General features: G+C 43.3%; 27 protein-coding genes. 23 read left to right on the top strand and 4 right to left on the bottom strand.

What is annotated here, in order from left to right:
* Positions 1-12 precede the first annotated feature (12 nt).
* The 6 genes from QFZ77_RS34790 to QFZ77_RS34765 all read left to right on the top strand — a co-directional run bounded on the left by QFZ77_RS34790 (position 13) and on the right by QFZ77_RS34765 (position 4,363).
* Positions 13-978 (top strand): metal ABC transporter substrate-binding protein, encoded by a 966-nt coding sequence (locus tag QFZ77_RS34790; RefSeq protein WP_307447693.1) that lies wholly within the window; start codon positions 13-15, stop codon positions 976-978.
* Between the two features lie 65 nt (positions 979-1,043).
* Positions 1,044-2,270, top strand: a complete 1,227-nt coding sequence (locus tag QFZ77_RS34785) for a GTP-binding protein (protein ID WP_307447691.1) — start codon at positions 1,044-1,046, stop codon at positions 2,268-2,270.
* 34 nt (positions 2,271-2,304) lie between these two features.
* Positions 2,305-2,454: a 50S ribosomal protein L33 gene (gene rpmG, locus QFZ77_RS34780; protein ID WP_029195131.1), complete on the top strand. Its 150-nt coding sequence runs from the start codon at positions 2,305-2,307 to the stop codon at positions 2,452-2,454.
* Positions 2,455-2,535: 81 nt separating this feature from the next.
* Positions 2,536-3,000 (top strand): hypothetical protein, encoded by a 465-nt coding sequence (locus QFZ77_RS34775; protein ID WP_307450065.1) that lies wholly within the window; start codon positions 2,536-2,538, stop codon positions 2,998-3,000.
* Positions 3,001-3,036: 36 nt separating this feature from the next.
* A complete protein-coding gene (locus QFZ77_RS34770; RefSeq protein ID WP_307447686.1) occupies positions 3,037-3,873 on the top strand; it encodes an AAA family ATPase in 837 nt (278 codons plus the stop codon).
* Between the two features lie 25 nt (positions 3,874-3,898).
* Positions 3,899-4,363, top strand: coding sequence for a Fur family transcriptional regulator (locus QFZ77_RS34765; protein ID WP_307447684.1), 465 nt, complete (start codon positions 3,899-3,901; stop codon positions 4,361-4,363).
* Positions 4,364-4,511: 148 nt separating this feature from the next.
* On the opposite strand, the gene QFZ77_RS34760 is transcribed toward QFZ77_RS34765, so the two are convergent.
* From QFZ77_RS34760 to QFZ77_RS34750, 3 genes are all read right to left on the bottom strand, one after another.
* Entirely contained in the window at positions 4,512-5,942 is a 1,431-nt protein-coding gene (locus QFZ77_RS34760) for a peptidoglycan DD-metalloendopeptidase family protein (protein ID WP_307447682.1), read from the bottom strand.
* Between the two features lie 367 nt (positions 5,943-6,309).
* A complete protein-coding gene (locus QFZ77_RS34755) occupies positions 6,310-7,323 on the bottom strand; it encodes a hypothetical protein (RefSeq protein WP_307447679.1) in 1,014 nt (337 codons plus the stop codon).
* 168 nt (positions 7,324-7,491) lie between these two features.
* Entirely contained in the window at positions 7,492-8,463 is a 972-nt protein-coding gene (locus QFZ77_RS34750) for a LysR family transcriptional regulator (RefSeq protein ID WP_307447676.1), read from the bottom strand.
* A gap of 222 nt (positions 8,464-8,685) precedes the next feature.
* On the opposite strand from QFZ77_RS34750, the gene QFZ77_RS34745 reads away from it, so the two are divergent.
* The 8 genes from QFZ77_RS34745 (at position 8,686) to QFZ77_RS34710 (ending at position 17,979) form a co-directional block, all read left to right on the top strand.
* Complete coding sequence (locus QFZ77_RS34745; RefSeq protein WP_307447673.1) at positions 8,686-10,107, top strand: NAD-dependent malic enzyme; 1,422 nt, start codon at positions 8,686-8,688, stop codon at positions 10,105-10,107.
* Positions 10,108-10,152: 45 nt separating this feature from the next.
* Entirely contained in the window at positions 10,153-10,860 is a 708-nt protein-coding gene (locus tag QFZ77_RS34740) for a gamma-glutamyl-gamma-aminobutyrate hydrolase family protein (protein WP_307447669.1), read from the top strand.
* A gap of 65 nt (positions 10,861-10,925) precedes the next feature.
* Positions 10,926-12,482 carry an ABC transporter substrate-binding protein gene (locus QFZ77_RS34735; RefSeq protein WP_307447667.1) on the top strand — a complete coding sequence of 519 codons (1,557 nt, stop codon included), beginning with the start codon at positions 10,926-10,928 and terminating at the stop codon, positions 12,480-12,482.
* A gap of 109 nt (positions 12,483-12,591) precedes the next feature.
* Positions 12,592-13,509, top strand: a complete 918-nt coding sequence (locus QFZ77_RS34730) for an ABC transporter permease (RefSeq protein ID WP_307447664.1) — start codon at positions 12,592-12,594, stop codon at positions 13,507-13,509.
* A 13-nt stretch (positions 13,510-13,522) separates the two neighbouring features.
* Entirely contained in the window at positions 13,523-14,443 is a 921-nt protein-coding gene (locus tag QFZ77_RS34725) for an ABC transporter permease (protein ID WP_307447662.1), read from the top strand.
* A 35-nt stretch (positions 14,444-14,478) separates the two neighbouring features.
* Positions 14,479-15,477: an ABC transporter ATP-binding protein gene (locus QFZ77_RS34720; protein WP_307447659.1), complete on the top strand. Its 999-nt coding sequence runs from the start codon at positions 14,479-14,481 to the stop codon at positions 15,475-15,477.
* Positions 15,477-16,496, top strand: a complete 1,020-nt coding sequence (locus QFZ77_RS34715; protein ID WP_307447656.1) for an ABC transporter ATP-binding protein — start codon at positions 15,477-15,479, stop codon at positions 16,494-16,496. Before QFZ77_RS34720 ends, QFZ77_RS34715 begins: the two co-directional genes overlap by 1 nt.
* A complete protein-coding gene (locus tag QFZ77_RS34710; protein ID WP_307447653.1) occupies positions 16,489-17,979 on the top strand; it encodes a gamma-glutamyltransferase family protein in 1,491 nt (496 codons plus the stop codon). The genes QFZ77_RS34715 and QFZ77_RS34710 overlap by 8 nt, the downstream gene beginning before the upstream one ends.
* Before the next feature lie 71 nt (positions 17,980-18,050).
* Here QFZ77_RS34710 and QFZ77_RS34705 read toward each other — a convergent pair whose 3' ends face one another.
* Positions 18,051-18,290, bottom strand: a complete 240-nt coding sequence (locus tag QFZ77_RS34705; RefSeq protein WP_307447650.1) for a hypothetical protein — start codon at positions 18,288-18,290, stop codon at positions 18,051-18,053.
* Between the two features lie 262 nt (positions 18,291-18,552).
* Here QFZ77_RS34705 and QFZ77_RS34700 point away from each other — a divergent pair, with 262 nt between their 5' ends.
* The 9 genes from QFZ77_RS34700 to QFZ77_RS34660 all read left to right on the top strand — a co-directional run bounded on the left by QFZ77_RS34700 (position 18,553) and on the right by QFZ77_RS34660 (position 25,593).
* Entirely contained in the window at positions 18,553-19,392 is an 840-nt protein-coding gene (locus QFZ77_RS34700) for a hypothetical protein (protein WP_307447647.1), read from the top strand.
* A 247-nt stretch (positions 19,393-19,639) separates the two neighbouring features.
* Positions 19,640-20,380 (top strand): cache domain-containing protein, encoded by a 741-nt coding sequence (locus tag QFZ77_RS34695; protein ID WP_307447644.1) that lies wholly within the window; start codon positions 19,640-19,642, stop codon positions 20,378-20,380.
* Complete coding sequence (locus QFZ77_RS34690) at positions 20,377-20,847, top strand: hypothetical protein (RefSeq protein ID WP_307447641.1); 471 nt, start codon at positions 20,377-20,379, stop codon at positions 20,845-20,847. The genes QFZ77_RS34695 and QFZ77_RS34690 overlap by 4 nt, the downstream gene beginning before the upstream one ends.
* On the top strand, positions 20,792-21,220 hold the full coding sequence (locus tag QFZ77_RS34685) for a GGDEF domain-containing protein (RefSeq protein WP_307447637.1): 429 nt from the start codon (positions 20,792-20,794) through the stop codon (positions 21,218-21,220). The genes QFZ77_RS34690 and QFZ77_RS34685 overlap by 56 nt, the downstream gene beginning before the upstream one ends.
* A gap of 185 nt (positions 21,221-21,405) precedes the next feature.
* Positions 21,406-22,296, top strand: a complete 891-nt coding sequence (locus tag QFZ77_RS34680) for a LysR family transcriptional regulator (protein WP_307447634.1) — start codon at positions 21,406-21,408, stop codon at positions 22,294-22,296.
* 147 nt (positions 22,297-22,443) lie between these two features.
* Positions 22,444-23,310 (top strand): transporter substrate-binding domain-containing protein, encoded by an 867-nt coding sequence (locus QFZ77_RS34675; protein WP_307447632.1) that lies wholly within the window; start codon positions 22,444-22,446, stop codon positions 23,308-23,310.
* Between the two features lie 44 nt (positions 23,311-23,354).
* Positions 23,355-24,137 carry an amino acid ABC transporter permease gene (locus QFZ77_RS34670; protein WP_307447630.1) on the top strand — a complete coding sequence of 261 codons (783 nt, stop codon included), beginning with the start codon at positions 23,355-23,357 and terminating at the stop codon, positions 24,135-24,137.
* Positions 24,134-24,844 carry an amino acid ABC transporter permease gene (locus QFZ77_RS34665; protein WP_307447627.1) on the top strand — a complete coding sequence of 237 codons (711 nt, stop codon included), beginning with the start codon at positions 24,134-24,136 and terminating at the stop codon, positions 24,842-24,844. The genes QFZ77_RS34670 and QFZ77_RS34665 overlap by 4 nt, the downstream gene beginning before the upstream one ends.
* On the top strand, positions 24,841-25,593 hold the full coding sequence (locus QFZ77_RS34660; protein WP_307447625.1) for an amino acid ABC transporter ATP-binding protein: 753 nt from the start codon (positions 24,841-24,843) through the stop codon (positions 25,591-25,593). Before QFZ77_RS34665 ends, QFZ77_RS34660 begins: the two co-directional genes overlap by 4 nt.
* Positions 25,594-25,619 lie beyond the last annotated feature (26 nt).

The following is a 25,619-nucleotide window of genomic DNA, read 5'->3' as shown; positions in this document are numbered from 1 at the left end:
AGGAAAAAAACAATGAAAAAAATCTGGGTAACGAAATCACTTGCTTTTACCGTACTATCAGCTGCTCTCTTATCGGGCTGTGCATCTAACACCGCTTCAAGCGATGGGAAATTAAATGTCGTTACAAGCTTCTATCCCATGTATGAATTCACAAAACAGGTTGCAGGTGATCATGCCAATGTGATTGCTCTAATCCCGCCGGGGGCTGAACCCCATGACTGGGAGCCTAGTGCGAAAGATATGAAACAACTGAAGAACGCCAATGTGTTCGTTTACAACGGTATTGTAGAAGGATGGGCGGAGCAAGCACTTAAGAGCGCTGAGAATAAGAATCGTGTTGTTGTTGAAGCCAGTAAAGGAATTGAATTAATGGAAGGCTTAGCGGAAGAAGAGCATGAAGAGGATCACAAGAAAGAAGATAAAAACCATAAAGAAGAAGCGCATGGAGACAAAATCCTAGATCCGCATGTTTGGTTAACTCCGGTTCTTGCTGTGCAAGAGGTTGAGGCCATAGTGATTGGATTAACGCAAGCTGACCCTGCTCACAAAGAGGATTATCGAAAAAATGCGGATGCCTATATCGGAAAGCTTAAAGCCTTGGACGAGTCATTTAAAACAGGTCTTACAAATGTAAAGCGTAAAGAATTCGTCACGCAGCATGCTGCATTTGGTTATTTGGCCAAAGAATACGGGCTGACACAGGTTCCTATTGCCGGACTTTCCCCTGAAGAAGAGCCAGCTCCTGATAAAATGGCAGATATTATTAAATTTGCGAAAGATAATAAGGTACAAACGATTTTCTTTGAAACTTTGGTAGATCCAAAGGTTGCGAATACAATTGCGAAAGAAGTCGGTGCGAAAACGGCTGTGTTGAATCCATTAGAGGGATTAACGGACGATGATAAAAAGAAAAACCTTGATTACATCGGTGTTATGACGAATAACCTAGAAGCATTGAAAAAAGCGTTAAATGAATAAATAGAATCATGAGTTTGCTTTTTTTAATCATTTGAATACGTAAAATTTACGAATAGAGAGAGGTTATGACATTGGTAGATCAAAAAATACCTGTAACCGTCTTAAGCGGCTATTTGGGAGCAGGCAAAACAACGCTATTAAACCACGTCCTACATAATCGTGATGGCTTAAAAGTTGCGGTTATTGTTAACGATTTAAGTGAGGTCAACATCGACGCCGAGCTGATTAGAGAAGGCAACGGGCTTTCCCGTACGAATGAGAGTTTGGTTGAAATGTCTAATGGCTGTATCTGCTGTACATTACGTGAAGATCTGTTGAAGGAAGTAGAGCGGCTTGCTAAAGAGAATAAATTTGACTATATCCTTATTGAATCAACGGGTGTAGGTGAACCTTTACCGGTTGCACAAACGTTCACGTATATGGATGAAGAGCAAGGGATTGATCTTACGCAATTTTGCCGTCTCGATACGATGGTAACCGTCGTAGACGCCTACCGTTTCTGGACGGATTATTCCTCTGGAGAAACGCTTCTTGAACGCAGTCAAGCTGTGGGTGAAGATGATACACGCGAAGTTGTTGATCTGCTGATTGATCAGATTGAGTTTTGTGATGTCCTGATTTTGAACAAGTGTGACATGCTGGAAGAAGATGAGCTGATTGAGCTAGAGGGCGTACTACGCACATTACAACCTAGAGCCAAATTCATTCGCTCGGTTCACGGGAAGGTTGCTCCAACCGATATTTTGAACACTCATTTATTTAATTTCGATGAAGCGAGTACGTCCGCAGGCTGGATGCGGGAAATGGAAAAGGAATCACATACACCAGAAACTGAAGAATATGGCATTTCCTCTTTTGTCTACGAAAGAATTCGTCCATTCGAGCCTTCGCGGCTCATGAGTTGGATGGAAGATTGGCCGGCTGAGATCATCCGAGCTAAAGGGATCATGTGGCTTGCAACGCGCAACGATCACGCTCAGAACTTAAGCCAAGCTGGTCCTTCTATTCGCTTCGGTCCAGCAGGGTATTGGGTATCTGCGCTGCCAGATGGTGAAAGAGAAGCTGTTCTCGAAGAAGACGCGGATCAAATCACACACTGGGATGATACCTATGGAGATCGCATTAATAAGGTTGTATTCATCGGCATGGAGATGGACCGAGTTGGTATCGTCGCTTCTTTGGATGCCTGCTTGCTAACGGATGTTGAAATGCAAGGAGATTGGAATCTTTTCGAGGATGAGCTGCCGAATTCCATGATGGAGTTGGAAGAAGCCTGCCCTTTGCCACAATAAATTCAGCCATGATGTATGATAGGAGGTGAACAGCATGAGAGTCATTATTACATTGGCGTGTACGGAAACTGGTGACAGAAACTATACAACGACGAAGAATAAAAGAACCCAAACATCTCGTTTAGAGCTGAAAAAGTATTGTCCGCGTCTGAAGCGTCACACACTTCATCGTGAAACACGTTAATAAACCAAGAAAGTCCGGGCTTACTTGTCCGGGTTTTCTGCTTTGTGAAGGAGATTATCCCAGAGGAGGCTGATGGGGTTGATGAGTTTGAAACCCAATGAGGAAAGCGAAGTCATTCTAAGTCATCACACAGATGCTCAGTGGCGCCGCCGCGAGCAAGAGTTATTGCAATGGGCAGCACGTGAGAAACAGCGCAAGCATGCTAAGAAGACGACACTTCTCGGACATATCCACGTGGATGCGGAATTGTTTCCAGCCTTGATGCTGCTTCAGCAGAAGCAAATTGCGACTGAATTCTCTTGTGCAGGTGTAAGCCCACTTGATGAACCAGAAGACCATTCCCTGTATGCTTATCTCACGATCATAGCATCTCAGCGAGCCGAGCAATTTGTCCAATTGACCATGAAGCGCATGAGACATCGCTTATTGATTTCCTTTGAACCCGCAAGGAACCGATACGATCTTTCATCCTTTTACATAGGCCACAACCGTTCCTTCTGTCAGATGATCCAGCAATGCGCTGAGTCTTTTGAGAATGAGGTTTAGGCACCGAATACGTACAAAACGAGGAGCAAATAAAGAATGACCACTAAAAAAAATATCAGGCTGCCCAAATCCAAAGGGATTGAAACGGCAACTGTTTATACACCTGATGAGTGCCTGAAGAAAATCAAACATATCGTCCTGCAAGAAAACAATCAGCAAATCGTGGAAGAATTTATAACCATTCAGAATATGAAGCAGAAGTTCGAAGAAGCCGAGGTATCAATTCCGAACAAAATCGTTATGTTTGGCCCTCCGGGAACAGGGAAAACACTAACGGCCTATTATCTGGCGTCCCGCTTGGAGCTTCCACTGATTGTCGTTCGATTGGATGCGATTATTCATAGTCATCTCGGTGAAACGGGATCGAATATTCGTAAAATTTTCGAATTCGCCAAGCTGGCGCCATGTGTGCTGTTTCTCGATGAATTCGATGCCATTGCAAGGGCTAGAGATTCTATTGATGAAGTGAAAGAGATGGCGCGAGTGGTCAATACTTTGCTGCAATGCCTCGATGAATTCCATAGTAATAGCACATTTATGGCTGCGACGAATTTGGAAGAGGAATTGGATACGGCAGTGTGGCGCCGGTTTGATACGCGAATGACGTATGAATTGCCAGGCAGGGCGGAGCTTGATGTATTTTTGACAAAACTACTTGGGGTTTCGCAGGAAAAGAGAAAGCTCATTGAACAGTCGAAAGAGCTGCTGCAGGGCTGCAGTTTTGCCGACATTGAACAAATTATTTTGAAGGCCAAGCGCAAAATGATTATTGAAGATAGTGAAATGAGTTACGACAAAATCGCTCACGGTTATGCAGCTTACAATCCAAGAACTTTACCTAGAGATGCCGCACCAGTTGGAGCCATATCATAGCTGAAGTAGAAGGAGAGCGCTTCGAATGAAGGGACAGCATCCAATAATTGAACAACATGACCTGCAGGAACAGTTTAAGAAATTAGCTAGCAAAGGCATGCGTTTAACTGAACAGCGCAAAGCAATGATAGATCTTATTTTAAACTCCGCAAGGCCTCTATCTGCCATTGATATCTATCAGAAGATGGAAAAACAATTTATAGGACTGAGTTATGGCACGATATACCAAAACATCAAACTTTTTATTGAACTGATGATCATTGAATCCTTTGTTCTGGGGGATGAGGTGAGATTTCGAATCATTGATCGGGAGAATCCAAAGTACCATCTGATCTGTGTTGACTGCGAGAGATCCGTACCCATTGATTTAGTGACCGAGCGGATCGAGCTCCCAACACTAACCAACAGTTTCAAGCCCATTAGCTACAAGCTTGATGTCTATGGTTATTGTACAGATTGCATTCTAATTAACCATTCAGATCATGCCTAGAAAGGAAGTAAGGCTCCTGCAATATTTAATTAATATAGCGGTGAGGACAGGGTTGTCCATGGAACGGACGTACGGGTGCAGCAATTTAAAAGGAGCTGTCTCCAAAGTCATAACTGACTAGGACAGCTCCTTTTTGATGCAGACTTTTTTATTTTGTCTCGTCAATCAGTGTGTTACCGTTAAAGTCTTTAATGATAATTCTGTCCGCGACGAAGGAGGAAGAAGGATCAGGCCGCACAAAAAGATGCAGATTTCCTCCGCCTGCCGGGTATGGATCGACAGGAGCGTCAACGTCAATATACATGCCATACTGGCTCTGATTGTTACGGTTCGTTGAACCTTGGCCAACGATATCATAGTAATCTGCGATTATTGTTTGTCCTTGGCCCTTCAGAATGATCCAGCGAATAGTGCTCTGTTGGACAGGGATGTTGATGTCAACTGTATTGCTTGTATCGGTGCGGAACGCTGCGGTGACCGTCGGTTGGCTATGAGGCAGTATTTCCAACGGGTTCTTGCTTCTGGATTCGTTATTGGTTTCGGAGGTTAGTCCTACCATGTAAGTAATGTGTAAATGGTCGGAATTCGCGCCGGTGTGCCCCACATATCCAATCAGATCGCCGGCTTGAACCGTTTGACCCACAGTCAGTCCCGAAGCGAACGCGCTAAGATGTAAATAACCGGTCCAATGTTTATTTCCGTGATTGACAAGGACTTTGTTGCCGGGACCTGAGCTGCCGTTATCCGGAGTAATATTAGTTACGGTTCCATCCATCATGGCATAGACAGGGGTGCCTTCCGGAGCATTTATGTCGATCCCACCATGGTAATCATAATCCCCGGGCCTGCGGGGACCGTATGGATAGCGGATTTCGTCCCCATTGACAGCAGTTGAAAAGCTTAGAGGCCAATAGACGCTGCTTGCAGGCGGGGCCACAGGAGTAACCCTAGCGACATTCGAATCGGCGCTGGTACCGCCGGAGTTGGTAGCGTTGACGGCAAAGTAATATATAGAGCCGTTTGTCAAGCCTGATTTGGTAAATGTCGTATTGTTTACTCCGCTTGCCACAGTCGAATAAGACCCGGTCGAGGATGTTTTCATCTTAACCGTATAGCTCGTATTGCTGCCCGATGCTTCCCAAGAGAGAACAGCTTGTCCATCATCCGATACTGCTATCAATGCGGTCGGTGCAGCTGGAACCGCACTCGGTTTGGCTGAAACAGCGCTGGAATACTCACTTGTGTTTCCCTCGGAATCGATAGCCGCCACCTTATACCAGTAAGTAGTCCCGTTGTCTACCCCGGTATTGGTAAAAGACGTCGATGTAATATTGTTGGCAATGTGCTTGTATTTGCCATCGCTGGAGGTAGCCCGCGAAATCTTATGTTTAACAGCGCCGGATACGGCATTCCAATACAGAGTCACTTGGCCATTCCCGGAATTAGCCTTAAGTCCGGTGGGTGCGGGAAGTGCTGCAAGGACATTCGTATTAAATAATACAAGGAAAAGTACGCTCATCAATAAACTCCAAAAAATGCTTTTCTTTAATAAGCGCTTCTGCTTCTGTAACGTAGACATAAAATCTCCTCCTAATCGTATCGAAATATAGATCCTGTACGAAATTAGCATCGTTGTTCTAAAACGAACCTAACTAACAAATCCATAGAAAAAACGTTAGTAAAACTGGAAAACTAATGTAGAGCTCATGGCCTCACCTCCTTTCTAATATGCAAGAAATTGAACAGGATAATTTTGTAAACGCTTTCTTTTTTGAATTGTAACATTGAAAATTTCTTAAATGAAATACGAAATACTTATATTTCTATAATTAGGGGTTATATATTCGCCTAAATTTCTAAAAAAATAACCCCATGCTTGTATGAAAGGCAAGGGATTAGTTGTTTTATATGTTTGAAATGATATTTTTAAAAATAGAACGTGTACCTTACATTAAATTTCTGGTAAGCCGAATGTCTGCCATGGTTAACAAACCAACCTGATTAGACGAATGCATCGTTTTTGCGGTGTTAACTACAACATTGATGGTAGCGGTGTCGCCAAAAATACCTTGTGGGACAACAAACTCTACAGTACCCATATCATTCGTTTCCAGAATGATCCTGTCCTCCGTAACAACGTCTACAGACATAATCAGGTCCAATTCAATGGGTATCCCTTCTTTCGTAGAACCCGTTGAATTTTGATGCAAGCCGTTTACTTCATTTTTACTTAAGGGTCCTATTGCTAAGACAGTGTCTTCTTGGGAGATGGTTGGTTCAATCTTGTTAATAACTTCGGTTAAGGTCAGATTCAAACCATAAGCAACAAGACGCAATGATTCCTCAAGTCCGACATGACCTATGCGGTCGTTTTGTGCAAGCTGGTGAAATTCTTCCGGTGACATACCGATACCCACTTTTTTCTGCAGTGGAATACGGCGTTTGGAAACATCTACCTTACGGTAGATTTTAATTTTCGACAACGATTGCGTCACAGAAGTGGAAAATAAAGTCATAGAATCCATGATATATCCCGGATTAACTCCGGTACCAATTACAAACTGCCTTTTATCGCGTGCATATAAATCAATTTCTTTGGACAATTCCGAATAGCGGTGCCATGGATAAGCTAATTGTTCACAGGTAGAAATGACGGAATATCCTTGATCAAGTAACTGCTTAATTTGCGGCCAAACCTGTGGCAGGTTGGATCCTGTTGCATGGAGTGCAAGTTTGCGCCCCTCCAGCCGTGCCGTATCGATTTCATCTAAACTCTGAACAACATTAATCCCCACAGCAGTACTCTCTGCTAGTTCTCCTACATCCCTTCCGATTTTTTGAGGATCAATATCAACCGCACCAATTAACCGAATATGATCGGATTGCAAACAGCTTTGCATAATTTTGATGCCTATTGGACCTAAGCCATAGGAAATGACATTCATTTTTACAGAATTCATGAACCTTACCCCTCTCTTAAATGTATTTCATGAACAATGTAACATCATCAGAAATAAAGTGAAAATATGAATATATTATACATTTATAATCAGGGATTATAAGTAGAGTTATGCCAGGCCCTCAAGGTTGAGAGACCGTTTTCGCCATTAAAAAAACAGCATCCCGATTCATGATGGATGCTGTCCTACGGTTTGAGATGATAATGTCTTGGATTTCATAGACTCTTTTGTAGTGTAATGCGGTAAATGCTCCAATATAGACAATGCGTCCTTCGTAATTAAAGGTACGCTTACGTCGTTCCAAATGACAGAAATCGAACTGAAAAGAGACAGGTTTTTCAATGCAATAGCTTTGATCTTGTAAGAATTTAAAAGTTCCAGCATATCCTGCGGCATTAAGGTAATCCCGATTCCATTGGAGATCAGATTGGCAATGGTCAAAATTTCCGGCCCGGCCCCGATGGTTTTTGGAATGAATCCTGCGGTAAGGCATGCATGCTCCAGCAAATAATAAAGAGACGGCGAATGCTTAGGGTCATAATGTAAAAAAGTTTCGTTTTTAAGCTCGTAAAGATCGATCTCATCTTGTACGGCTGCCGGATGCTGGCAGGATAAAGCCACCTTCATAGGATGCTTGGAAAACTCTAACCACTTAAGCGGCGGCTGTATCGTCTGTTTGAGGTCTATAGGAGTTCGGATAAAGGCGAGATCATATTCGCTTTTCTGTACAAGCTCGGCTGCGTGAACGGAGGTTGTCTCCTTGATATAAAATTCGATTAACGGATGCTCTTCTTTTAATTTTTTAATAAGGTAAGGGACCATATTGCTTGCAGCGGACGGAACGGTCGCGATTCGAATAGTCGTTTGCGGGACAGTTCCGGCTTCCACAAGCTGCGAGATGGTTTTTTCAATGTTATCGAATGAGGGTAAAAGATTTTTATGAAGATAATCGCCTTCTGCGGTCAATGTAACGTTTCGGGTCGAACGGTTCAACAGTTTAATGCCGAGTTCTTTTTCGAGCGCTGTGATTTGCTGGCTCAATCCGGGCTGGGAAATATGCAATTTCTGGGCTGCATGGCTGAAGTTAAGACAAAAAGCGACTTCCATAAAATAACGTAATGACAAATAACTTACTTGCATATGAGCTATCTCCTAATATATGACAATATGATTCGACAATTTATTATAGCATTTCAATCTGCTTTTGTAACCGGAATTGTTCGAAACACTATCAGGATAACGACAATTAATAATTTCTACTTATATATTTATAAGGAAGCAGTATTTCCAATTTTTCTCATGTCGTATTAAACTATAAACATAGTAAAGCGTTTTCATAAGCGCTGTGAGAGGGGAAAGAGTATGGGGAAAATAGCCTTTAATAAAGGAGAAAATATTATACTGCGTATTGAAATGGACTCTCATATCAAATTCGGTGAGGTTGCGACAGGCATTACAGGGGCAGGGGGGGACATCATAGCCATTGATCTGGTGGATGCGGGAAAGAATATCTCAGTAAGAGACCTCACGATAAATGCCGCTGACGCAGGGCAAATCGGTAAAATTGAGGAAGCGGTTTCTAGAATCCCAGGGATAAAGCTGATCCATGTATCCGACCGTACCTTTCTGCTGCATCTTGGTGGAAAAATTTCGACAGTGCCCAAAAGCCCGGTTCAAAACCGTGACGATTTGTCCCGGGTGTATACACCGGATGTAGCCAGAGTATGTATGGCGATCAAAGAAGATCCTGCCAAAGCGTTTACTCTCAGCATCAAGAAAAATACAGTAGCTGTGGTCTCTGACGGAAGTGCTGTTCTCGGGCTTGGAAACATTGGGCCCAGTGCAGCTATGCCGGTCATGGAAGGAAAGGCGGTCTTGTTTAAACAATTTGCCGGAGTAGACGCCTTCCCGATCTGTATCAGTACTCAGGATACGGAAGAAATTATCCAAACCGTAAAGCATATAGCCACCGTATTCGGCGGGATTAATCTTGAAGACATTTCAGCGCCACGGTGTTTTGAGATTGAAAAACGGCTGCGTGAAGAATTGGATATTCCGGTTTTTCATGATGACCAGCATGGGACAGCGGTTGTCATGTATGCAGGGTTGCTCAATGCTTTGAAACTCGTGAACAGATCTATGGAGGAGATCAAGGTTGTTGTATGCGGGGTTGGCGCTGCCGGGGTGGCCTGTACCCGTATGTTGCTTGCCGCAGGTGTAAAGGAGATCGTGGGCGTTGACCGGCGGGGGATACTGACCGCTGACCAAAAGTATGATAATCCGATGAAGGAATGGTTCGCAATGGAAACGAATCCAAAGCGGCTTTCGGGCACCTTACGCGATGCGTTAAGAGGAGCAGATGTATTTATCGGTCTTTCCTCTGGAGGTTTGTTAACGAGAGAGGATGTCATGACGATGGCGGCAAATCCAATCGTGTTCGCCATGGCCAATCCCGATCCGGAAATTCTCCCGGAGGATATCGAAGATATAGCTGCGGTAATTGCAACAGGACGATCGGATTATCCGAATCAAATCAACAACGTGCTTTGTTTTCCAGGAATATTTCGTGCGGCCTTGGATTGCAGAGCAGTTACAATCAATGAAGAAATGAAGTTTGCAGCAGCCGAAGCTATCGCCTCGATCATTACTGACGAGGACAGAAGCAAGAGTCATATTATACCAAGCGTATTTAATCATAAAGTAGTTAGCGCAGTTCGGAACCGGGTAATTGAAGCGGCTATTCGTACGGGTGTAGCCAAAAAAGTGCCGAAGGATTTCCGCTAATAAAGATATATAAACTCGTGGTATTTTTCAGAAGGAGTGTATGAATTGAAACCTATTATTGGAATTACATCGAATATCAGAGATGAGAAACTGCTGACTACCGGGTTGAGTAATATTCGTGCAATTGTAAAAGCGGGCGGAGTGCCGATCGTGTTGCCTAATTTATCGGAGGATTCAGAAGTAGACCGGCTGGTGGAATCAATTGACGGCTTATTGGTTACTGGAGGAGGAGATGTTGATCCCAATATTTTCGGAGAAGAACCTCATCCGGAATTAGGTGAAGTATGCCCTGAAAGGGATCATTTCGAAATTATGATGATAAGCAAATTTTTGAAATTAGACAAACCAATCCTGGGCATCTGCAGAGGCAGTCAAATGATTAACGTTTCTGCTGGCGGGGATCTCTTTCAGGACATTTATGCCCAACATGATCATCAGCTTTTGCAGCATAGACAAAATGCGCCCCGGAGCCACGTAACGCATTTTGTAGATGTTGCAGAAAACTCGCTGCTCCATCAAGCTGTTCAATCCACCCGTTTTAAGGTGAACAGCTACCACCATCAAGCGGTAAGAAAAGTTGCTGAAGGGTTTGAAGTATGCGCAAGAGCCAGTGACGGTATCATTGAGGGATTTGAATGCAAGACGCACCGTTTTGTTTTGGGCGTGCAATGGCATCCGGAAAATTTGACCGGCAAGAACGATATTTACTCTCTGAAACTGTTTAATGCTTTCGTCCAGGCTTGTCAACATTAGTGATCCGGCTTTTCTTTATTGTGGCTGTTGTTATGTTGTGAAAAAAATAATAGGGGGATATATATATGAAGCATTCTATTAAAGCCGCTCTTTTATGTTTTATTGCATTTGCAGTTTTGCTGGCGGGTTGTACCACTAGTAAGAATAATACGGCTCAACCCGACAAGAAGGATGAAAAGCGTCCACTGACAATCGCGCTGCCTACAGAGGTCAAATCCATGGATCTTTACGCCCATAATGATTTTGTAACATGGATGGCAGTCAATAACATGTACAATACATTATTAAAACGCGACGCTAAAGGAAACATCAGCACTGATTTGGCAGAAAGTTATAAAAAAGTAAACGATACGACATGGGAATTTGATCTTAAAAAGGGCATTAAGTTTCATAACGGCACAGAAATGACTGCAGAGGATGTCAAGTTTTCCTTCGAAAGAGCAGTTGCTGAGAAAACGCTGGGCGAAAGTGTATATTACAAATCAATTAAAGAAGTGAAGATTATTGATCCGTACAAGGTACAATTTATTACGGACGGACCAAACCCGCTTTTCTTGAGTGTCATTGCCCGCACAAGTGCTGCAATTTTACCGAAAAAATACATAGAAGAAAAGGGAATGGATTCCTTCAACCAGCAGCCTGTTGGAACAGGACCGTTTAAGTTTGTTGAGTGGAAAAAAGGCAGCCACCTTAAGTTAGAGCCTTATGAGCAATACTTTGAAGGTGCCGCAAAAGATTGGAGCCAGGTAGTGTTCCGTATTCTTCCTGAAGGCTCGACAAGAGTTGGAGAGCTTTTAACGGGTGGAGTTGATATAATTCCCTCAGTCGGCAGCAATGATTGGCCACGTGTGAAAGGAAATGATAAAACCGAGATCGTAAGCGGCGCTTCGAACCGTGTAGCATTTCTTGTTCCAAAAGTTACTAATCCAAAATCTCCAATGGCAGATTTGAGAGTCAGGGAAGCCGTTGAGTTGGCAATAGATAAGAAGCTGATCATTGATAAATTATTAGGCGGTTTGGGTACTACAACGCGAACACGCATTACGCCAGGTAATTTCGGGGCAAATCCAAAATTGTTCAATGTTGCTGTATATGATGAAAAGCGTGCTAAGGAATTATTGAAAGAAGCAGGATACGAAAATGGCTTGGAACTGACGATGCAATCGACCACAGGACGTTATGCAAAAGACAAGGAAGTTACCGAGATGATAGTCGGTATGCTGGCTAAAGTAGGTATTAAGGTGAAATTGGAATTACTTGAATTTAGTGTTTATGAAGAAATAAGAAAAGTAAACAAAGTCAGTGATTTACATATGGTTTGGCTGGCGAACTCTAACTTCGATGCTTTCACTATGGTCAGCGAGCATCTCACTTCGGTACGAAGCTTAACTAATTTGGGTCTTAGCAGTCCGGAGTTGGAAGAGATATTGAAAAAAGCTGAAAAGAACATGAATCAAGGTGAAAGGGACTCTCAGTATCAAATGGCACAACAAGTGGAAGCGAATCAATTTTTGAGATTGTACCTGTATCTGGAGCATAACAGCTACGGAGCAAGTAAATCTGTGAACTTCACCCCTCGTTTAGACGAAATGTACAAAGTATACGAAATTTCAAAACGCTGATATTTGCTTATTTAAAAGCTGATCTTTCAATAGGGGCAATATTTATGCCCCTATCTTTTCAATATTACTTAACAACTTGTTCGCATAATAACATAAGGAAGTGAATTCCATGAGAAGTTATGCCCTAAGACGATTGGCACAGATGGTTCCCGTGTTGTTGATCATCGTTTCTATCGTATTTGTCTTGATGCACTTATCCGGGGATCCTGTTGCATTAATGCTTCCGGAGGACGCTACCCAAGAAGATATGGATGCACTCCGGAAAGCTTTAAATTTAGATAAACCATTCTATGTTCAATATGCGACCTACTTATGGAATGTGCTGCATGGTGATTTCGGTAAATCATTCCGGTTTAATCAGGATGCGCTGGAGTTGGTGCTGGAAAGGCTGCCTGTTACATTAGAGCTGGCAGTAGCCGCCAAAATAATCGCAATTTGTTTGGCAGTACCGCTTGGAATATTGTCCGCAACACACAAAAACTCTATTCTCGAACTTTTTGTAACGACAGGAACCGTTCTCGGAAAGGCGATGCCCCATTTTTGGTTTGGGATTATGCTTGTTCTCGTGTTCGGTGTCAACCTTCAGTGGTTACCGGTTTCGGGAAGCGGCACATTCTTACATCTCATTCTGCCGGCGATTACGCTTGGATTCGGTAATGCCGCTTATATTGCCCGGTTAACTCGTTCGAGTTTACTTGACTCCTTACATCAGGATTACGTTAGAACGGCAAAGAGTAAAGGATTAAAGAATTCTGTTGTCATCTACAAGCATGCATTCAGAAATGCTTTGATTCCGGTCGTTACGATCATTATGATGCAGATTGGCGGTATGATCGGCGGTGCTCTAGTTACGGAAGCCATCTTTGCATGGCCAGGATTAGGCCAATTAATTGTACAATCTGTTAATTCAAAAGACATGGCAGTTGTACAAGCTGCTATATTTGTTGTAGCTGTGTCCGTCATATTGATTAACATAGTAACGGATATTCTTGTCGGATGGCTCGATCCGCGTATCAAGTACAGATAAGGGGAGAAGACGGATGATAAGTAGTGAGCAAGCAGTTCCGGCGAGTCGACTCATAAAGAAAAACAAAAAAGAAAATCACCGTATCTTCTTTTGGTTTAGATTGTTGCTCAAAAGTAAAACAGGTACGATCGGCTTTGTAATTATGTCTATCGTTATCTTTACGGCGTTATTTGCACCGTGGTTGGCTCCTTATGATCCTTCAGAACAACATATAACCGATATGCTTGCCCCTCCTTTTTGGTTGGACGGCGGAAGCATGCAGTATGTTCTTGGTACCGATAACTTGGGCAGAGATTTGTTAAGCAGAATCATATACGGCTCCCAGGTTTCTTTGGTTGTAGGATTATTCGCGATTATTGTGGCGGGTGCTATCGGTTTATCCATTGGTTTGATTTCAGGTTATTACGGCGGATGGCTGGATAATGTTTTTATGAGATTAGTTGATTCTTTTTTGGCTATTCCTAATATTCTGTTCACTCTAGTTATATTGAAAGTGACCGGACCCGGTATGTTTACTCTTATTGTTGTGTTGGGTGTCACGAATTGGGTAGTTTATGCAAGGGTTATCCGAAGCGAGGTATTAAGTCTAAAAGAAAGAGAATTTGTCAGAGCCGCTAAATCGATTGGAGTACGTGACGGGATGATTATGATCCGACATTTATTACCAAATGTGTTTTCATCCTTTTGTGTGCTTGGGACATTAAGCATGGCGACCACCATTATTTCGGAAGCTTCACTGAGTTTCTTGGGTTTAGGCATTCAACCTCCCACTATTTCTTGGGGCGGAATGCTGAGCACCGGACGTGAATACTTGGCTACTAATTGGGGGCTCGCAACTTTCCCCGGACTAGCCATAACTATCACGACGCTAGGTATCATATTTTTGGGCGACTGGTTGCGTGATATTTTCGACCCTCGTTCTCAAGACATATAATAGTAGGCATCATTCATGGAGGGAGGAGAAATACATTGAAACAACCTATTTTACAAGTTAATGGATTAAAAACTTACTTCTTCACGGATAATGGCGCAGTGCCGTCTGTTGACGACGTTACTTTCACATTACAAGAGGGGGAAACACTTGGTATTGTGGGTGAATCTGGATCAGGCAAAAGCGTAACCTCCCTTTCTATTATGGGGTTGATTGAAAGTCCGGGAAAAATTGTTGAGGGAGAAATTCGTTTTCGGGACCGGGATTTATTGAAATTAAGTCATCATGAGATGCGGAAGATTAGAGGCAAGGAAATCGGTATGATCTTTCAAGAGCCTCTGACCGCATTAAATCCGGTTTTCCGTATCGGCCATCAAATTCAGGAATCACTTATGAACCACAATAACATGAACAAGACAGAGGCAAAGCAACACGCTTTGGAGCTGTTGAACAAAGTTAAAATACCCCGGCCTGAAAGTGTGTACGAATCGTATCCCCACGAACTAAGTGGTGGTATGCGTCAAAGAGCGATGATTGCGATGGCGATTTCCTGCAGTCCTAAAGTGTTGATCGCTGACGAACCGACAACCGCCTTGGACGTTTCTATACAAGCGCAAATTTTGAAAATAATGAAAGAAATTATTCAGAATGAAGGTAATTCCATAGTCTTGATTACTCATGATTTGGGTGTAATTGCTGAAATGGCAGACAGAGTTGTGGTTATGTACGCAGGCCAAGTTGTCGAACAATGCAGCGTATATACATTATTCAAACATCCAAAGCACCCTTATACTCGGGGGTTGTTAAAAAGCATACCAAAGTTGCACAATATCCTGGAGACCTTGGATTCCATAGAAGGCTCGGTCCCTAACCCGTTGAACATGCCGGAAGGTTGCCGCTTTCATCCGCGTTGTTCCTTCGCAACAGGGACTTGCAGCCGTAATGAGCCGCGTTTAACAGAATTAGCGTCGGATCATCAGGTTAGATGCTTGATGTATCAGGAAGAATTCGAAAAAGAATGGGCGGAGAAGAGGTGATGATAGTGGAAACGAAAGAACAACGCAAAGTGCTCCTGAAAGTCCACGAGTTGAGCAAGCATTTCGAAATTACCAAGGGCTTCATAAAAAGAAAAACGCAAATATTGAAAGCGGTAGATCAAGTGAGCCTCACTGTTTATGAGGGTGAAACTCTCGGTATTGTGGGTGAATCAGGATGCGGGAAATCGACGTTGGGGAATATGATTATGCACTTAATAGAGCCTTCCTCCGGGAAAATTTTGTTTGAGGACACTGATCTTAGCGAAATGTCACGCGAAACGCTTCGCAAAAAGCGAAAGGATATTCAAATGATTTTTCAAGATCCGTTTTCATCATTAAATCCCCGTTTGAAAATATTTGATATCATTGCTGAACCGCTCCGTACACACGGGATTGCCAAGGGGGATAAACTTGAGGAGGAAGTATACAAGCTTCTGGAAGCGGTGGGCTTATCTGCGGATTTTGCAGAGAGGTTCCCTCATCAATTCAGCGGCGGGCAACGGCAAAGAGTAGGAATCGGACGAGCATTATCCCTGAAGCCTAAATTGATCGTTTGCGACGAACCGGTGTCCGCTCTGGATGTGTCCATACAATCACAAATACTTAATCTTCTTTCCGTTTTACAGAAGCGTTATAAGCTGACATACATTTTCATCGCTCACGGCCTTCCGGCTGTTGCCTACATTAGCGATCGCATCGCAGTTATGTATCTGGGAAAAATTATGGAAATCAGCAAAAAGGAGGATTTGCTTAACCGTCCTTTACATCCTTATACCGAAGGGCTTCTTGCCTCCGTACCCGTTTCGGATCCGGAACTTCGCGGAAAAGAGAAGAAAGCATTGGAGGGGGAAACTCCAAATCCGTTAAATCCACCTTCAGGCTGCAGATTTCATACCCGCTGTCCCTACGTACAGGACCGGTGCATCGTGGAGGAACCGCAGTTACGTCAGTTAGGTTTAGATCGATCCGTTTCATGCCATTATCCGCTTGGGGAAATAGAGGCGTCTTTTTATGGGTAATCAGCATCAATATGGTGTCAGTTCAGCACATCCTCTGGCGACGGAAGCGGGAATGTCCGTATTAAAGGCCGGAGGCAACGCGGCAGATGCCGCTATCGCGGTTTCGTATATGTTGAGCGTGGTCGAACCTTATGCTTCCGGGATCGGGGGAGGCGGTGTCATGCTAATATTGCCTGCAAAGATACGAGAATCGATAGTGTGCGATTACCGGGAAGTTGCACCTATGTCGGGGGTTATCTCGCCAACAGAGGTTGGGGTCCCGGGCTTCGTAAAAGGCATGGAGAAGGTGCATGAATTATTCGGTACTTTGGATATGGAAACCTTAATGGATCCTGCTATAAGCGTTGCTGAAGCGGGTTTTGCCTCCGGTGCAGCCTTACATCGGCAATTGGTGAAATCTCCGCAATTGATTGCAGAACAGCATCCAAGCTTTTTTCCTGAGGGGGAAGCTATTCGTCAAGGAGAATGGTTGAAGCAGCCGGTACTTGCAAAGACGATGAGAGCAATTCGTGATAACGGTTCCGATTGGTTTTATCAGGGCGAGCTGGGGCAACAAATTTCGGCTATGGTAGACGGAATGACACAAGACGACTTTCGGGACTATCGCGTGTCCATGAAAAAGCCGGTCTACAGTGAATACGACAATTACGATGTGATCACATCACCTCCGCCTTTCGGAGGTGTAACGTTGATCCAAGCGTTAAAGATCAGTGAACTGCTGGAGCTGCACGAGCAGCAGAAGCAATCTATCTATTATATACATCACTGGGGCGAGGTCATAAGGAAATGCTATGAGCTGAGACAAAGCACGATGGGTGACCCGGACTTTTGTTCTCCGCCGGTACAAAGGTTGATTAGCCGTGAGCTGATCGGCTTATTGGCTGACAACATCAGGCCGGACATCATATCAGAGATACCGGTTACGTTGGACGATGTTGCTAATACAACTCATTTTTCCATTATGGATAAAGATGGAATGTGTGTGTCTGCGACAAATACAATAGGCGGCTTTTTTGGCCCGGGCATTGAAATAGGCGGATTTTTTCTCAATAATCAAATGCGTAATTTTACGAATGATGCAATCTCCCCTAATCAGGTGCAGCCGGGAAAGAGGCCTCAAAGTTACGTGTGTCCGACGATCATACGAAACCATGAAAGAACCATTGTGATTGGCTCGGCAGGAGGCAAGCGTATCCCTATGATACTATCTGTCATTTTGGAAAACGTTATAAAAAAAAGGATCGGCCTCGAAGAAGCAGTAGCTGCCTCGCGGTTTTTTATTGATGAAAAAATGATATATGTTGAGAGCCCGCTTCCAGATGCTGTGGCGGATGATTTAGTCAAGCTTGGATATGAGGTAGTGAACAACGCGGATCCTATGTATTACGGGGGGATTCACGGATTAATGAGATGGCATGACACAGGACAAATAGTTGGTGCTGCCGACCCAAGACGGGGAGGAGTAAGTCAAGTAAGAGAATAGGATACAATCCCTAAAACACAATGCGGAATGAACTTTATTGCTGTAAGAATATTAAAAAGAGGCGGCTCATATTAGCCGCCTTTATTGTATTCACTTAATGGATAAGAGGGATAGGAAGGATAGCCAAACTCCAATTCGTCCAAGCAAAGAGTACATACTTCCCCTATTAGGAATTCCCCGGTTTTGTTGTTGCACCTTGGACATAGCAGATGTCCGTCCTTATTAGCTTCCTTATCGATCGTTCGATCGGGTTGGGCGGAAATAATAATTTCCTCAGCCAGTGAATGGATGTTGTTTATCACGCTTCTCAATCCTTTCTTGTACTCCTAGCCTGCTTTATGATCTCATAAATAATATACACTATATTTAAATAATGTGTACTATTGAAATGTTATAAAGACATAATGATGTCTTATATATACTTAGGTACGGTTTTCGGGACCAAACAAATGGATTGTAGAGGACACGTGTTTTTTTCGGGCAGGTGTCGAAGGGCATGTTTCTGTAATACTTGATAAAAATGGGCAGTTGGGGGAACTATTCAATAAAAAAGATAAAGCGGAGGATTCAAGAATGGAGCATCCATTACTCTCAGAGTTAAATCAGCTTATTACCAATCTCGAGCAAAAAGAGGCTGAGACCCGTTATACGATTCCCAGTGAAATTATGGGGGCCACGAAAAAGGCAAAAAACTTGGAAAGGTTTTTACACGATATATTTGCTGTAGTTAACGGCAGCGGCGGGATTAACCTGCTAAGCATTATCCGTAGAGAGTTTGGCATGAGCGTGGAACTTACTGATCATATCGATCAGTGGGCACCGTACAGCAAAGATCAGTTTGAAGATGCGCTCCATGATGCGATTGATCGGGCTGAAATTCGTGCAGGAAAGCAAGGGTTATTTTTTCAAGGTTCGCCTGATAAAAAGGAAGCAGCAGAAGCACTACGTTTGCTTAAGAATATTGCCCATGCCGCAGTTAAGTGTCAATTTAATCCGAAACTGGCTGGACCACATGCCTATATGGAGATTTTGGAACTTGTAATTCAGTTTTATGCACTTCCCAATTCGTTCCCTGATGATAGCATGATCAAGTACAGAAACCTAATGTCCTCTGATCGACTTTACGCAATGTCGGGGAATGATGATACCATCACAGCTGCATTGAAGAGTCATGTAAAAGAGTGGTACCAACGTTCATCCTTTACGTTCTTGGAAAATAGCGAATGGTACCATACATACGAATCTGTCCGAGATTATACGTACGTTTTAACAGAAGAGCAGTTAGAACGCTTACGGATTGATTTCATCCAGCATATCAGGGATGAATTTAAAATAGTAAAAGTAAAACCTGAGGTCCACCGAGTGAAGCATCTGAAATCCATGCTGGAAACCGTATTGAACTGGAAGGTTTAGTTACCACGAAACCGTTTAATTTCGCTAATAGGCGGAAGGACGTACATTCGAGCGTATTCACGGCTGCTTGTACGATCAACGGCAAGCTCTTTCTAAGATAGAAATAAGAAGCACAAAATTCATTCACGAATTTCGTGCTTTTTTCTTTGTTTTGTTTTTCAATTGTATGCTTGGCATTAAAAATGAAGGAGATATGTCGAAAGTTGTCGAAACGACTCGTAACTATCTTTTTTAGGAGATGAGGAGTATGAGAACAGCCGATGCTGCTCCGCGGATACGACTTGTTCATTATATAACCCTATTGATGCTTGTATCTATTTCGATCATATCTATCATTCAAATAGCTGCTTCGTTTAAGGCAGAACGAGATTCCTTGTATGAAACGACACTTGAGCTTAATTATGACAGTGCAAAAAAAATGAGCGTGACCATGAACTCCCTTTTCAAAGCAATGGAGAAAAGCCTGAAAGTGACCTCTGAACACCTGGCGAGGAGTATGCAAACACAAGATTCTATCCAAGCACAATTGGATTTGGTAACGGGGAGCAGCAATTACTTTAACTCACAAATGGTCAATGACGCCAATGGGAATGTCTTAGCTATTTCTCCTGTTTCGGTAGGTCTCACAAGCAAAAAACTGACATCGACAGCCGTTTTGGATGCGATTGAGCAGCGAAAGCCTGCGATCTCAGCACCTTTTGAATCTGTAACGAATAGGCTTATTGTATTAATGACAAATCCTATATTTAATTCCTCAGGCCAGTATTTGGGTTCTTTAGGAGGTGCTATTTATTTGCGAGAAAACAATGTGTTAAATGATATATTCGGTTCCAACAGCTACTCTCCATCAGGTTCATATATCTATGTGGTCGATGGGGCCGGTAATCTTATTTATCATCCAGAACACAATCGTTTAGGTCAGAATGTCAGCGCTAATCCAGTGGTAGCCAAGCTCATTAGTGGTCATAGCGGTAAGAGAAAGTCGTGAATACAGTGGGAGTGCCAATGCTTGCTGGCTATTCTTATGTACCTGCCAATGGTTGGGGAATCGTAGTGCAATCGCCGCTGGAAGAGATAAATGAAAAGTCGATGGGTTTGATCCAAAATGCCATTCTGTACTCATTACCCTTTCTCCTTCTCATCCTTATGCTAACGGCATGGTTGGCCAAGAAGTTGACTCTTCCCTATGCTCGATTGGCTGCGACCGCTTATAAAATCTTGAATGGCAAGCAAGTCGCAGATCTGCCAAAGGTAAGAACGAATACGTATGAAGCCTATCATTTGTACAAAACTATGTTAATCACGATCGATGCTTTGCAAAAGAGAGCGAATCAATATGCACTGGAAGCTCAAACGGATTTTAACGGGTCTTGCCAACAGAAGGAGCATGGAAACACAAATGCTCGAATGGTTGGAGGAAGGCATAGATTTTTCTCTCATTGTACTGGATATTGATCATTTCAAAATTATTAATGATACGCACGGGCATCTTGCAGGAGATACGGTTCTGAAATATCTAGGAAAGCTTCTGCTTTCAATGGCAAGTGAGAACGAATACTACTTCCGGTTTGGCGGAGAGGAATTCATTGTTCTAATGCCCCATGTGACGAAAGATGATGCGTATCTGTATGCGGAGAAGATCCGTAATAAGTTGGAAATGACCATAAGCCCAGTAGGTCAACCCATCACGGTATCTCTGGGAGTGTCCTCATTCCCAACAGACGGAATGACGGCACATGAAGTTCTTGAGCATGCGGATCAAGCGCTCTATTTTGCCAAAGGAAAAGGGCGGAATTGTACCGTTGTTTACGATCCTAAGTATACATAGTCCAAAGACCTTAGATCACCCGCAAGATTTTGCGGCAGGAGCTAAGGTCTTTTTCTAATGAAACAGCATTTCTTATATTGACAGCGATTGGAAGATAGCTTATAGTTATAAAAATATTTAATTCCGAGTTAATTGATTGGAATAATAAACTTTATATCTTTTAGGTCATCTGGAGGGGCACTGCGATGAATATTGAGAATATAGAAGCGTTCGTATATGTCATCCATTATGGCAGCTTTAACAAGGCATCGGAAGTATTATTCCTTTCCCAGCCTTCGGTAACAGCTAGAATTCAATCGTTAGAACGGGAACTGGATTGTCAGCTCTTTGATCGAATTGGCAAGCAAGTTCATTTAACGGATGATGGCAGGAAGTTTCTCCCTTACGCGCAGCAATTACTGCAAACATTCCAGAAGAGTAAAATCCATCTTAAGCAGAAAAAGGCGCTGCCTAATGAGCTGCGGATCGGCTGTACGGTATCTGTATCTAATTACATGATGCCAGCAATCATCCCTAAGATGAAGCATAAATACCCGGAAATCAATTTTAAACTAACGACCGGAATTACAGATGATCTCGTCAACAAGGTTCTGAACCGGGATGTGGATATCAGCTTTGTGCGGGGAATCACCCATCCAAGTCTTTTGTCAGCGAAATTTTATGAAGATCCTATTCGACTTTATGTATATGAGGGGCATCCCTTTATTGAGAAGGAAAACTTAACGATCCAGGATATTGGACGTCAGGCACTTATTTTCTTTGAGTGCGGCTCTCTAGACTGGATGCGCATTCACCGTGTATTTGAGAGTTTGAAGGAGCCTCCAAACATCCAGATCCAGACGGATAACTCCGAAACTGCTAAGAAGCTGGTTCTACAGCGGGCAGGTATTGCTTTCTTACCTGGGCTTAGCGTCAGTCAGGAAGTTAAGGATAATAGGCTATTTCCAATTGACTTTCCAGAGACAGCGGGCATTGCCTTGCAGACGAACTTGATTACGCTAAATGGGGAAAATACACTATTTTTCAACAGTATTTTGGATATTTGCAAAGGATTATGGGGCCGAACGAAAGGGTAATATCAGATTCTTATATAAGCTTATAGAAAAACTCTATTATCCAGTTGTGAAACTTGATGATAAATTAATTCTAAAGTTAATTCATACAAAACAGGTAGGAATTATAAGTTTAATGTTTGTAACCGAAAAAATGGAGGGAATACACAGATGAGAAAATTAACAATCCTTGGAACAACACTAACTTTGGCTTTGGTAGCAGCAGGCTGTGGGGCGAAAAATACAGAAACCATCGCATCACCAAAGGAAGCCGCTGAAGGTACGAAGGCTGCTGCAGCTACAGCTGCTGCAACCGAGCCTGTCAAAGTGAAGAAGATCATAGTTGGAACAGGTACCAAATTTCCGAACGTAGCTTTCCTTGATAAAGACGGTAAGCTTACCGGTTATGATATCGAGCTTGTCAGAGAACTGGATAATCGGCTTCCTGATTACGAGTTTGAATTCAAAACGATGGATTTCGCTAACCTGCTCCTCAGCTTGGAAACGAACAAAATTGACTTTGTTGCCCACGAAATCGAGAAGAATAAGGAAAGAGAGCAAAAATACCTTTTCAACAACGAGCCTTATGCGTACTGGAAAACAAAAGTTATCGTGGCTAAAGACAATACAAACATTAAATCGATTGATGACTTAAAAGGTAAAAAAGCGTTAACGACAGCGACTAGTGCCGAAGCTACGCTATTAGAAAATTATAATAAAGCAAACGATAACGCGATCAAAATAGTTTACCAAAACGGTGCAGCTAACGATTTGGTTAGTCAGCTTACAACAGGACGTGCGGACGGATCCCTCGGAGCGGATTTCTTGCTGCCGCTCGTCGACCCTCAAAGCAAATTAAAGGCAGTGGGACCGATTATTGAAGAAGCTGAGGTTCGCTTTCTTTTCCGCAAAAATGATAAAGACGGGCAAGCTCTTGCGGATAAAATCGACGTGGCGTTGAAAGCTGTGAAGGCAGATGGAACGCTTTCCAAACTTAGCACACAATGGCTCGGAGGAGACTATACGAAGAAAGATTAATGCAGCTTTAAGTAAGAACGGTACAGAAAGGTGAGATCGTCCGAATGGAACAACAATTTGATATCACCTATGTCTTTGATTTTTTGCCCAAATTAGTCTCTTATCTCCATATTACATTGTTTATTGTAGCTTGCTCTATGCTGCTGGGTGTACTGATCGGATTCCTCATAGCCCTGCCACGGTTGTATGAGGTTCCGGTGCTAAGAAGGATATCCCAAATCTATGTGTCATTTTTCCGGGGGACGCCGATCCTTATCCAATTGTTCCTCATCTATTATGGTCTTCCCGAGATCTTGAAGCTCATTAACGTCGACGTCTCTAAAGCCCCCGTCCTGACCTTCGTTATTCTGACTTTTGGGCTGCATGGCGGGGCTTATATCTCTGAAGTCATTCGGGCAGCCGTGAAAGCCGTGGATCGAGGGCAAGTGGAGGCTGCTTATGCGATAGGAATGACAGGGTACCAAGCCTTTACACGTATCATCATGCCACAAGCGCTTGCCATATCGATACCGAACTTTGCGAATCTGCTTATCGCCAATTTGAAGGATACTTCGTTAGCCTTTTCGTTAGGCGCGATGGAATTGATGGGGAAAGCGCAAACGCTTGGTGCGGCAACTCAACATTTTGTTGAAACTTACATTTGTTTATCGCTCATCTACTTTGTCATTTGTTACGGGCTGGAGAAGCTGTTCTTGGATGTTGAAAAAAGACTACTTCGGCATGAACAACTCATTGTTCAACGTGATTCGAAGTTTACATTTAGGCGCTTGTTTAAGACACCCTGGGCTGCATCCGCTCAAACAGATAAAGGAGGGTATCAACCATGAAGCTCGATCTAGGGTTTATCGGTTCCGCCTTTATTCAACTGCTCTCTGCTTTGCCCATTACGATGCTAATTACGATTGTATCGGTTTTCTTCGGATTTCTGATTGGATCGGCAGTGGCGATCATCCGAATATACCGCGTACCTGTTATCCATTACATCGCAAGCGGCTATGTAACGTTCATACGAGGAACACCGATGCTGATGCATTTGCTGCTCATTTATTTCGGATTGCCTGTTATTATTGATTCTTTGGCAACAGCCATCGGTTGGAGCTTCCGATCGACTTCTATTCCAATGATCGGTTTCGCCTTTCTCTCCTTCTCGATTACAGCAGGGGCCTATTTGGCTGAAGTAGTGAGATCAGGCATTCTAGCCGTGAATAAGGGACAGATCGAAGCTGCCTATTCCATCGGCATGACAACACCGCAGGCGTTAAGGCGCATTGTGCTTCCTCAGGCACTGGCTGTTAGCTTGCCTAACTTATCCAATTCGTTCATTGGTATGCTTCACGGTTCTACACTGGCTTTCACGGTATCCGTTGTTGAAATTAATGCCAAAGCGCAAATCGTTGCTACGACAAATTGGAAATTCTTTGAATCGTATATTGCCGCGGCTTTCCTATTCTGGGCAGTGACGGTTCTGATCGAGAAGATAACGGAGCTGCTAGAAAAACGAATAAATATTTACAACCGAGGTGGTGTACAATGATCAAAATGGCGAATATCACCAAAGCATTCGGCAAGCATGAGGTGCTGAAAGGTATCAATTTGACGGTTAAAAAGGGTGAAGTCGTCTGTATTCTTGGCCCAAGCGGTTCAGGCAAAACGACGCTGCTTCGCTGCATCAATTACTTGGAGAAGCCGAATCAAGGTGAGGTAATGATTGGGGATTTCACCATCAATTGCAAGCGTCCGAGCAAACAGGATATTCACACGCTGCGCAAGAAAACGGCGATGGTATTTCAACATTACAATTTATTTAAACATAAAACGGTGCTGGAAAATGTGATGGAGGGCCTTGTCATTGTACAGAAGCAATCCAAAGAAACTGCACGGCAAACGAGCATTCAAATGCTGGAGAAAGTGGGGCTGGGAAGTAAGCTGGACGCTTATCCAAGCCAACTGTCAGGCGGACAGCAGCAGAGGGTGGGCATTGCCCGTGCGCTGGCACTCAATCCAGAAGTGATTTTGTTCGATGAACCAACCTCTGCACTTGATCCTGAGTTGGTCGGTGAGGTGCTGGAGGTTATCCAGAAAATTGCCAAAGAAGGCATTACGATGATTGTCGTCACGCATGAAATGGGCTTTGCTCGTGAAGTTTCGAATCATGTTGTTTTTATGGATCAAGGTGTGATTGTGGAAGAAGGAAGGCCTCAGGATATTTTTAGCGATGCGAAAGAAGAGCGTACGAGACAATTTTTGAAACGAATTACGCCGGAGTATACGTTTAACATTTAAATTTACAGCGAATACGGAGTGGATGA

This window comes from Paenibacillus sp. V4I3 (assembly GCF_030817215.1).
Lineage (GTDB): Bacteria > Bacillota > Bacilli > Paenibacillales > NBRC-103111 > Paenibacillus_E.
This window is presented reverse-complemented; position numbering and strand designations above follow the sequence as displayed.

Bases quoted from the DNA above. Each gene is read 5' to 3' on its own strand.
- QFZ77_RS34715 (WP_307447656.1), top strand. From the start codon at position 15,477: ATGATAGTGGAAACGAAAGAACAACGCAAAGTGCTCCTGAAAGTCCAC.
- QFZ77_RS34725 (WP_307447662.1), top strand. From the start codon at position 13,523: ATGATAAGTAGTGAGCAAGCAGTTCCGGCGAGTCGACTCATAAAGAAA.
- QFZ77_RS34685 (WP_307447637.1), top strand. From the start codon at position 20,792: ATGCTCGAATGGTTGGAGGAAGGCATAGATTTTTCTCTCATTGTACTG.
- QFZ77_RS34680 (WP_307447634.1), top strand. From the start codon at position 21,406: ATGAATATTGAGAATATAGAAGCGTTCGTATATGTCATCCATTATGGC.
- QFZ77_RS34770 (WP_307447686.1), top strand. From the start codon at position 3,037: ATGACCACTAAAAAAAATATCAGGCTGCCCAAATCCAAAGGGATTGAA.
- QFZ77_RS34785 (WP_307447691.1), top strand. From the start codon at position 1,044: ATGACATTGGTAGATCAAAAAATACCTGTAACCGTCTTAAGCGGCTAT.
- QFZ77_RS34665 (WP_307447627.1), top strand. From the start codon at position 24,134: ATGAAGCTCGATCTAGGGTTTATCGGTTCCGCCTTTATTCAACTGCTC.
- QFZ77_RS34775 (WP_307450065.1), top strand. From the start codon at position 2,536: ATGAGTTTGAAACCCAATGAGGAAAGCGAAGTCATTCTAAGTCATCAC.
- QFZ77_RS34735 (WP_307447667.1), top strand. From the start codon at position 10,926: ATGAAGCATTCTATTAAAGCCGCTCTTTTATGTTTTATTGCATTTGCA.
- QFZ77_RS34675 (WP_307447632.1), top strand. From the start codon at position 22,444: ATGAGAAAATTAACAATCCTTGGAACAACACTAACTTTGGCTTTGGTA.
- QFZ77_RS34730 (WP_307447664.1), top strand. From the start codon at position 12,592: ATGAGAAGTTATGCCCTAAGACGATTGGCACAGATGGTTCCCGTGTTG.
- QFZ77_RS34765 (WP_307447684.1), top strand. From the start codon at position 3,899: ATGAAGGGACAGCATCCAATAATTGAACAACATGACCTGCAGGAACAG.
- QFZ77_RS34745 (WP_307447673.1), top strand. From the start codon at position 8,686: ATGGGGAAAATAGCCTTTAATAAAGGAGAAAATATTATACTGCGTATT.
- QFZ77_RS34670 (WP_307447630.1), top strand. From the start codon at position 23,355: ATGGAACAACAATTTGATATCACCTATGTCTTTGATTTTTTGCCCAAA.
- QFZ77_RS34700 (WP_307447647.1), top strand. From the start codon at position 18,553: ATGGAGCATCCATTACTCTCAGAGTTAAATCAGCTTATTACCAATCTC.
- QFZ77_RS34755 (WP_307447679.1), bottom strand. From the start codon at position 7,323: ATGAATTCTGTAAAAATGAATGTCATTTCCTATGGCTTAGGTCCAATA.
- rpmG (WP_029195131.1), top strand. From the start codon at position 2,305: ATGAGAGTCATTATTACATTGGCGTGTACGGAAACTGGTGACAGAAAC.
- QFZ77_RS34760 (WP_307447682.1), bottom strand. From the start codon at position 5,942: ATGTCTACGTTACAGAAGCAGAAGCGCTTATTAAAGAAAAGCATTTTT.
- QFZ77_RS34695 (WP_307447644.1), top strand. From the start codon at position 19,640: ATGAGAACAGCCGATGCTGCTCCGCGGATACGACTTGTTCATTATATA.
- QFZ77_RS34750 (WP_307447676.1), bottom strand. From the start codon at position 8,463: ATGCAAGTAAGTTATTTGTCATTACGTTATTTTATGGAAGTCGCTTTT.
- QFZ77_RS34710 (WP_307447653.1), top strand. From the start codon at position 16,489: ATGGGTAATCAGCATCAATATGGTGTCAGTTCAGCACATCCTCTGGCG.
- QFZ77_RS34790 (WP_307447693.1), top strand. From the start codon at position 13: ATGAAAAAAATCTGGGTAACGAAATCACTTGCTTTTACCGTACTATCA.
- QFZ77_RS34660 (WP_307447625.1), top strand. From the start codon at position 24,841: ATGATCAAAATGGCGAATATCACCAAAGCATTCGGCAAGCATGAGGTG.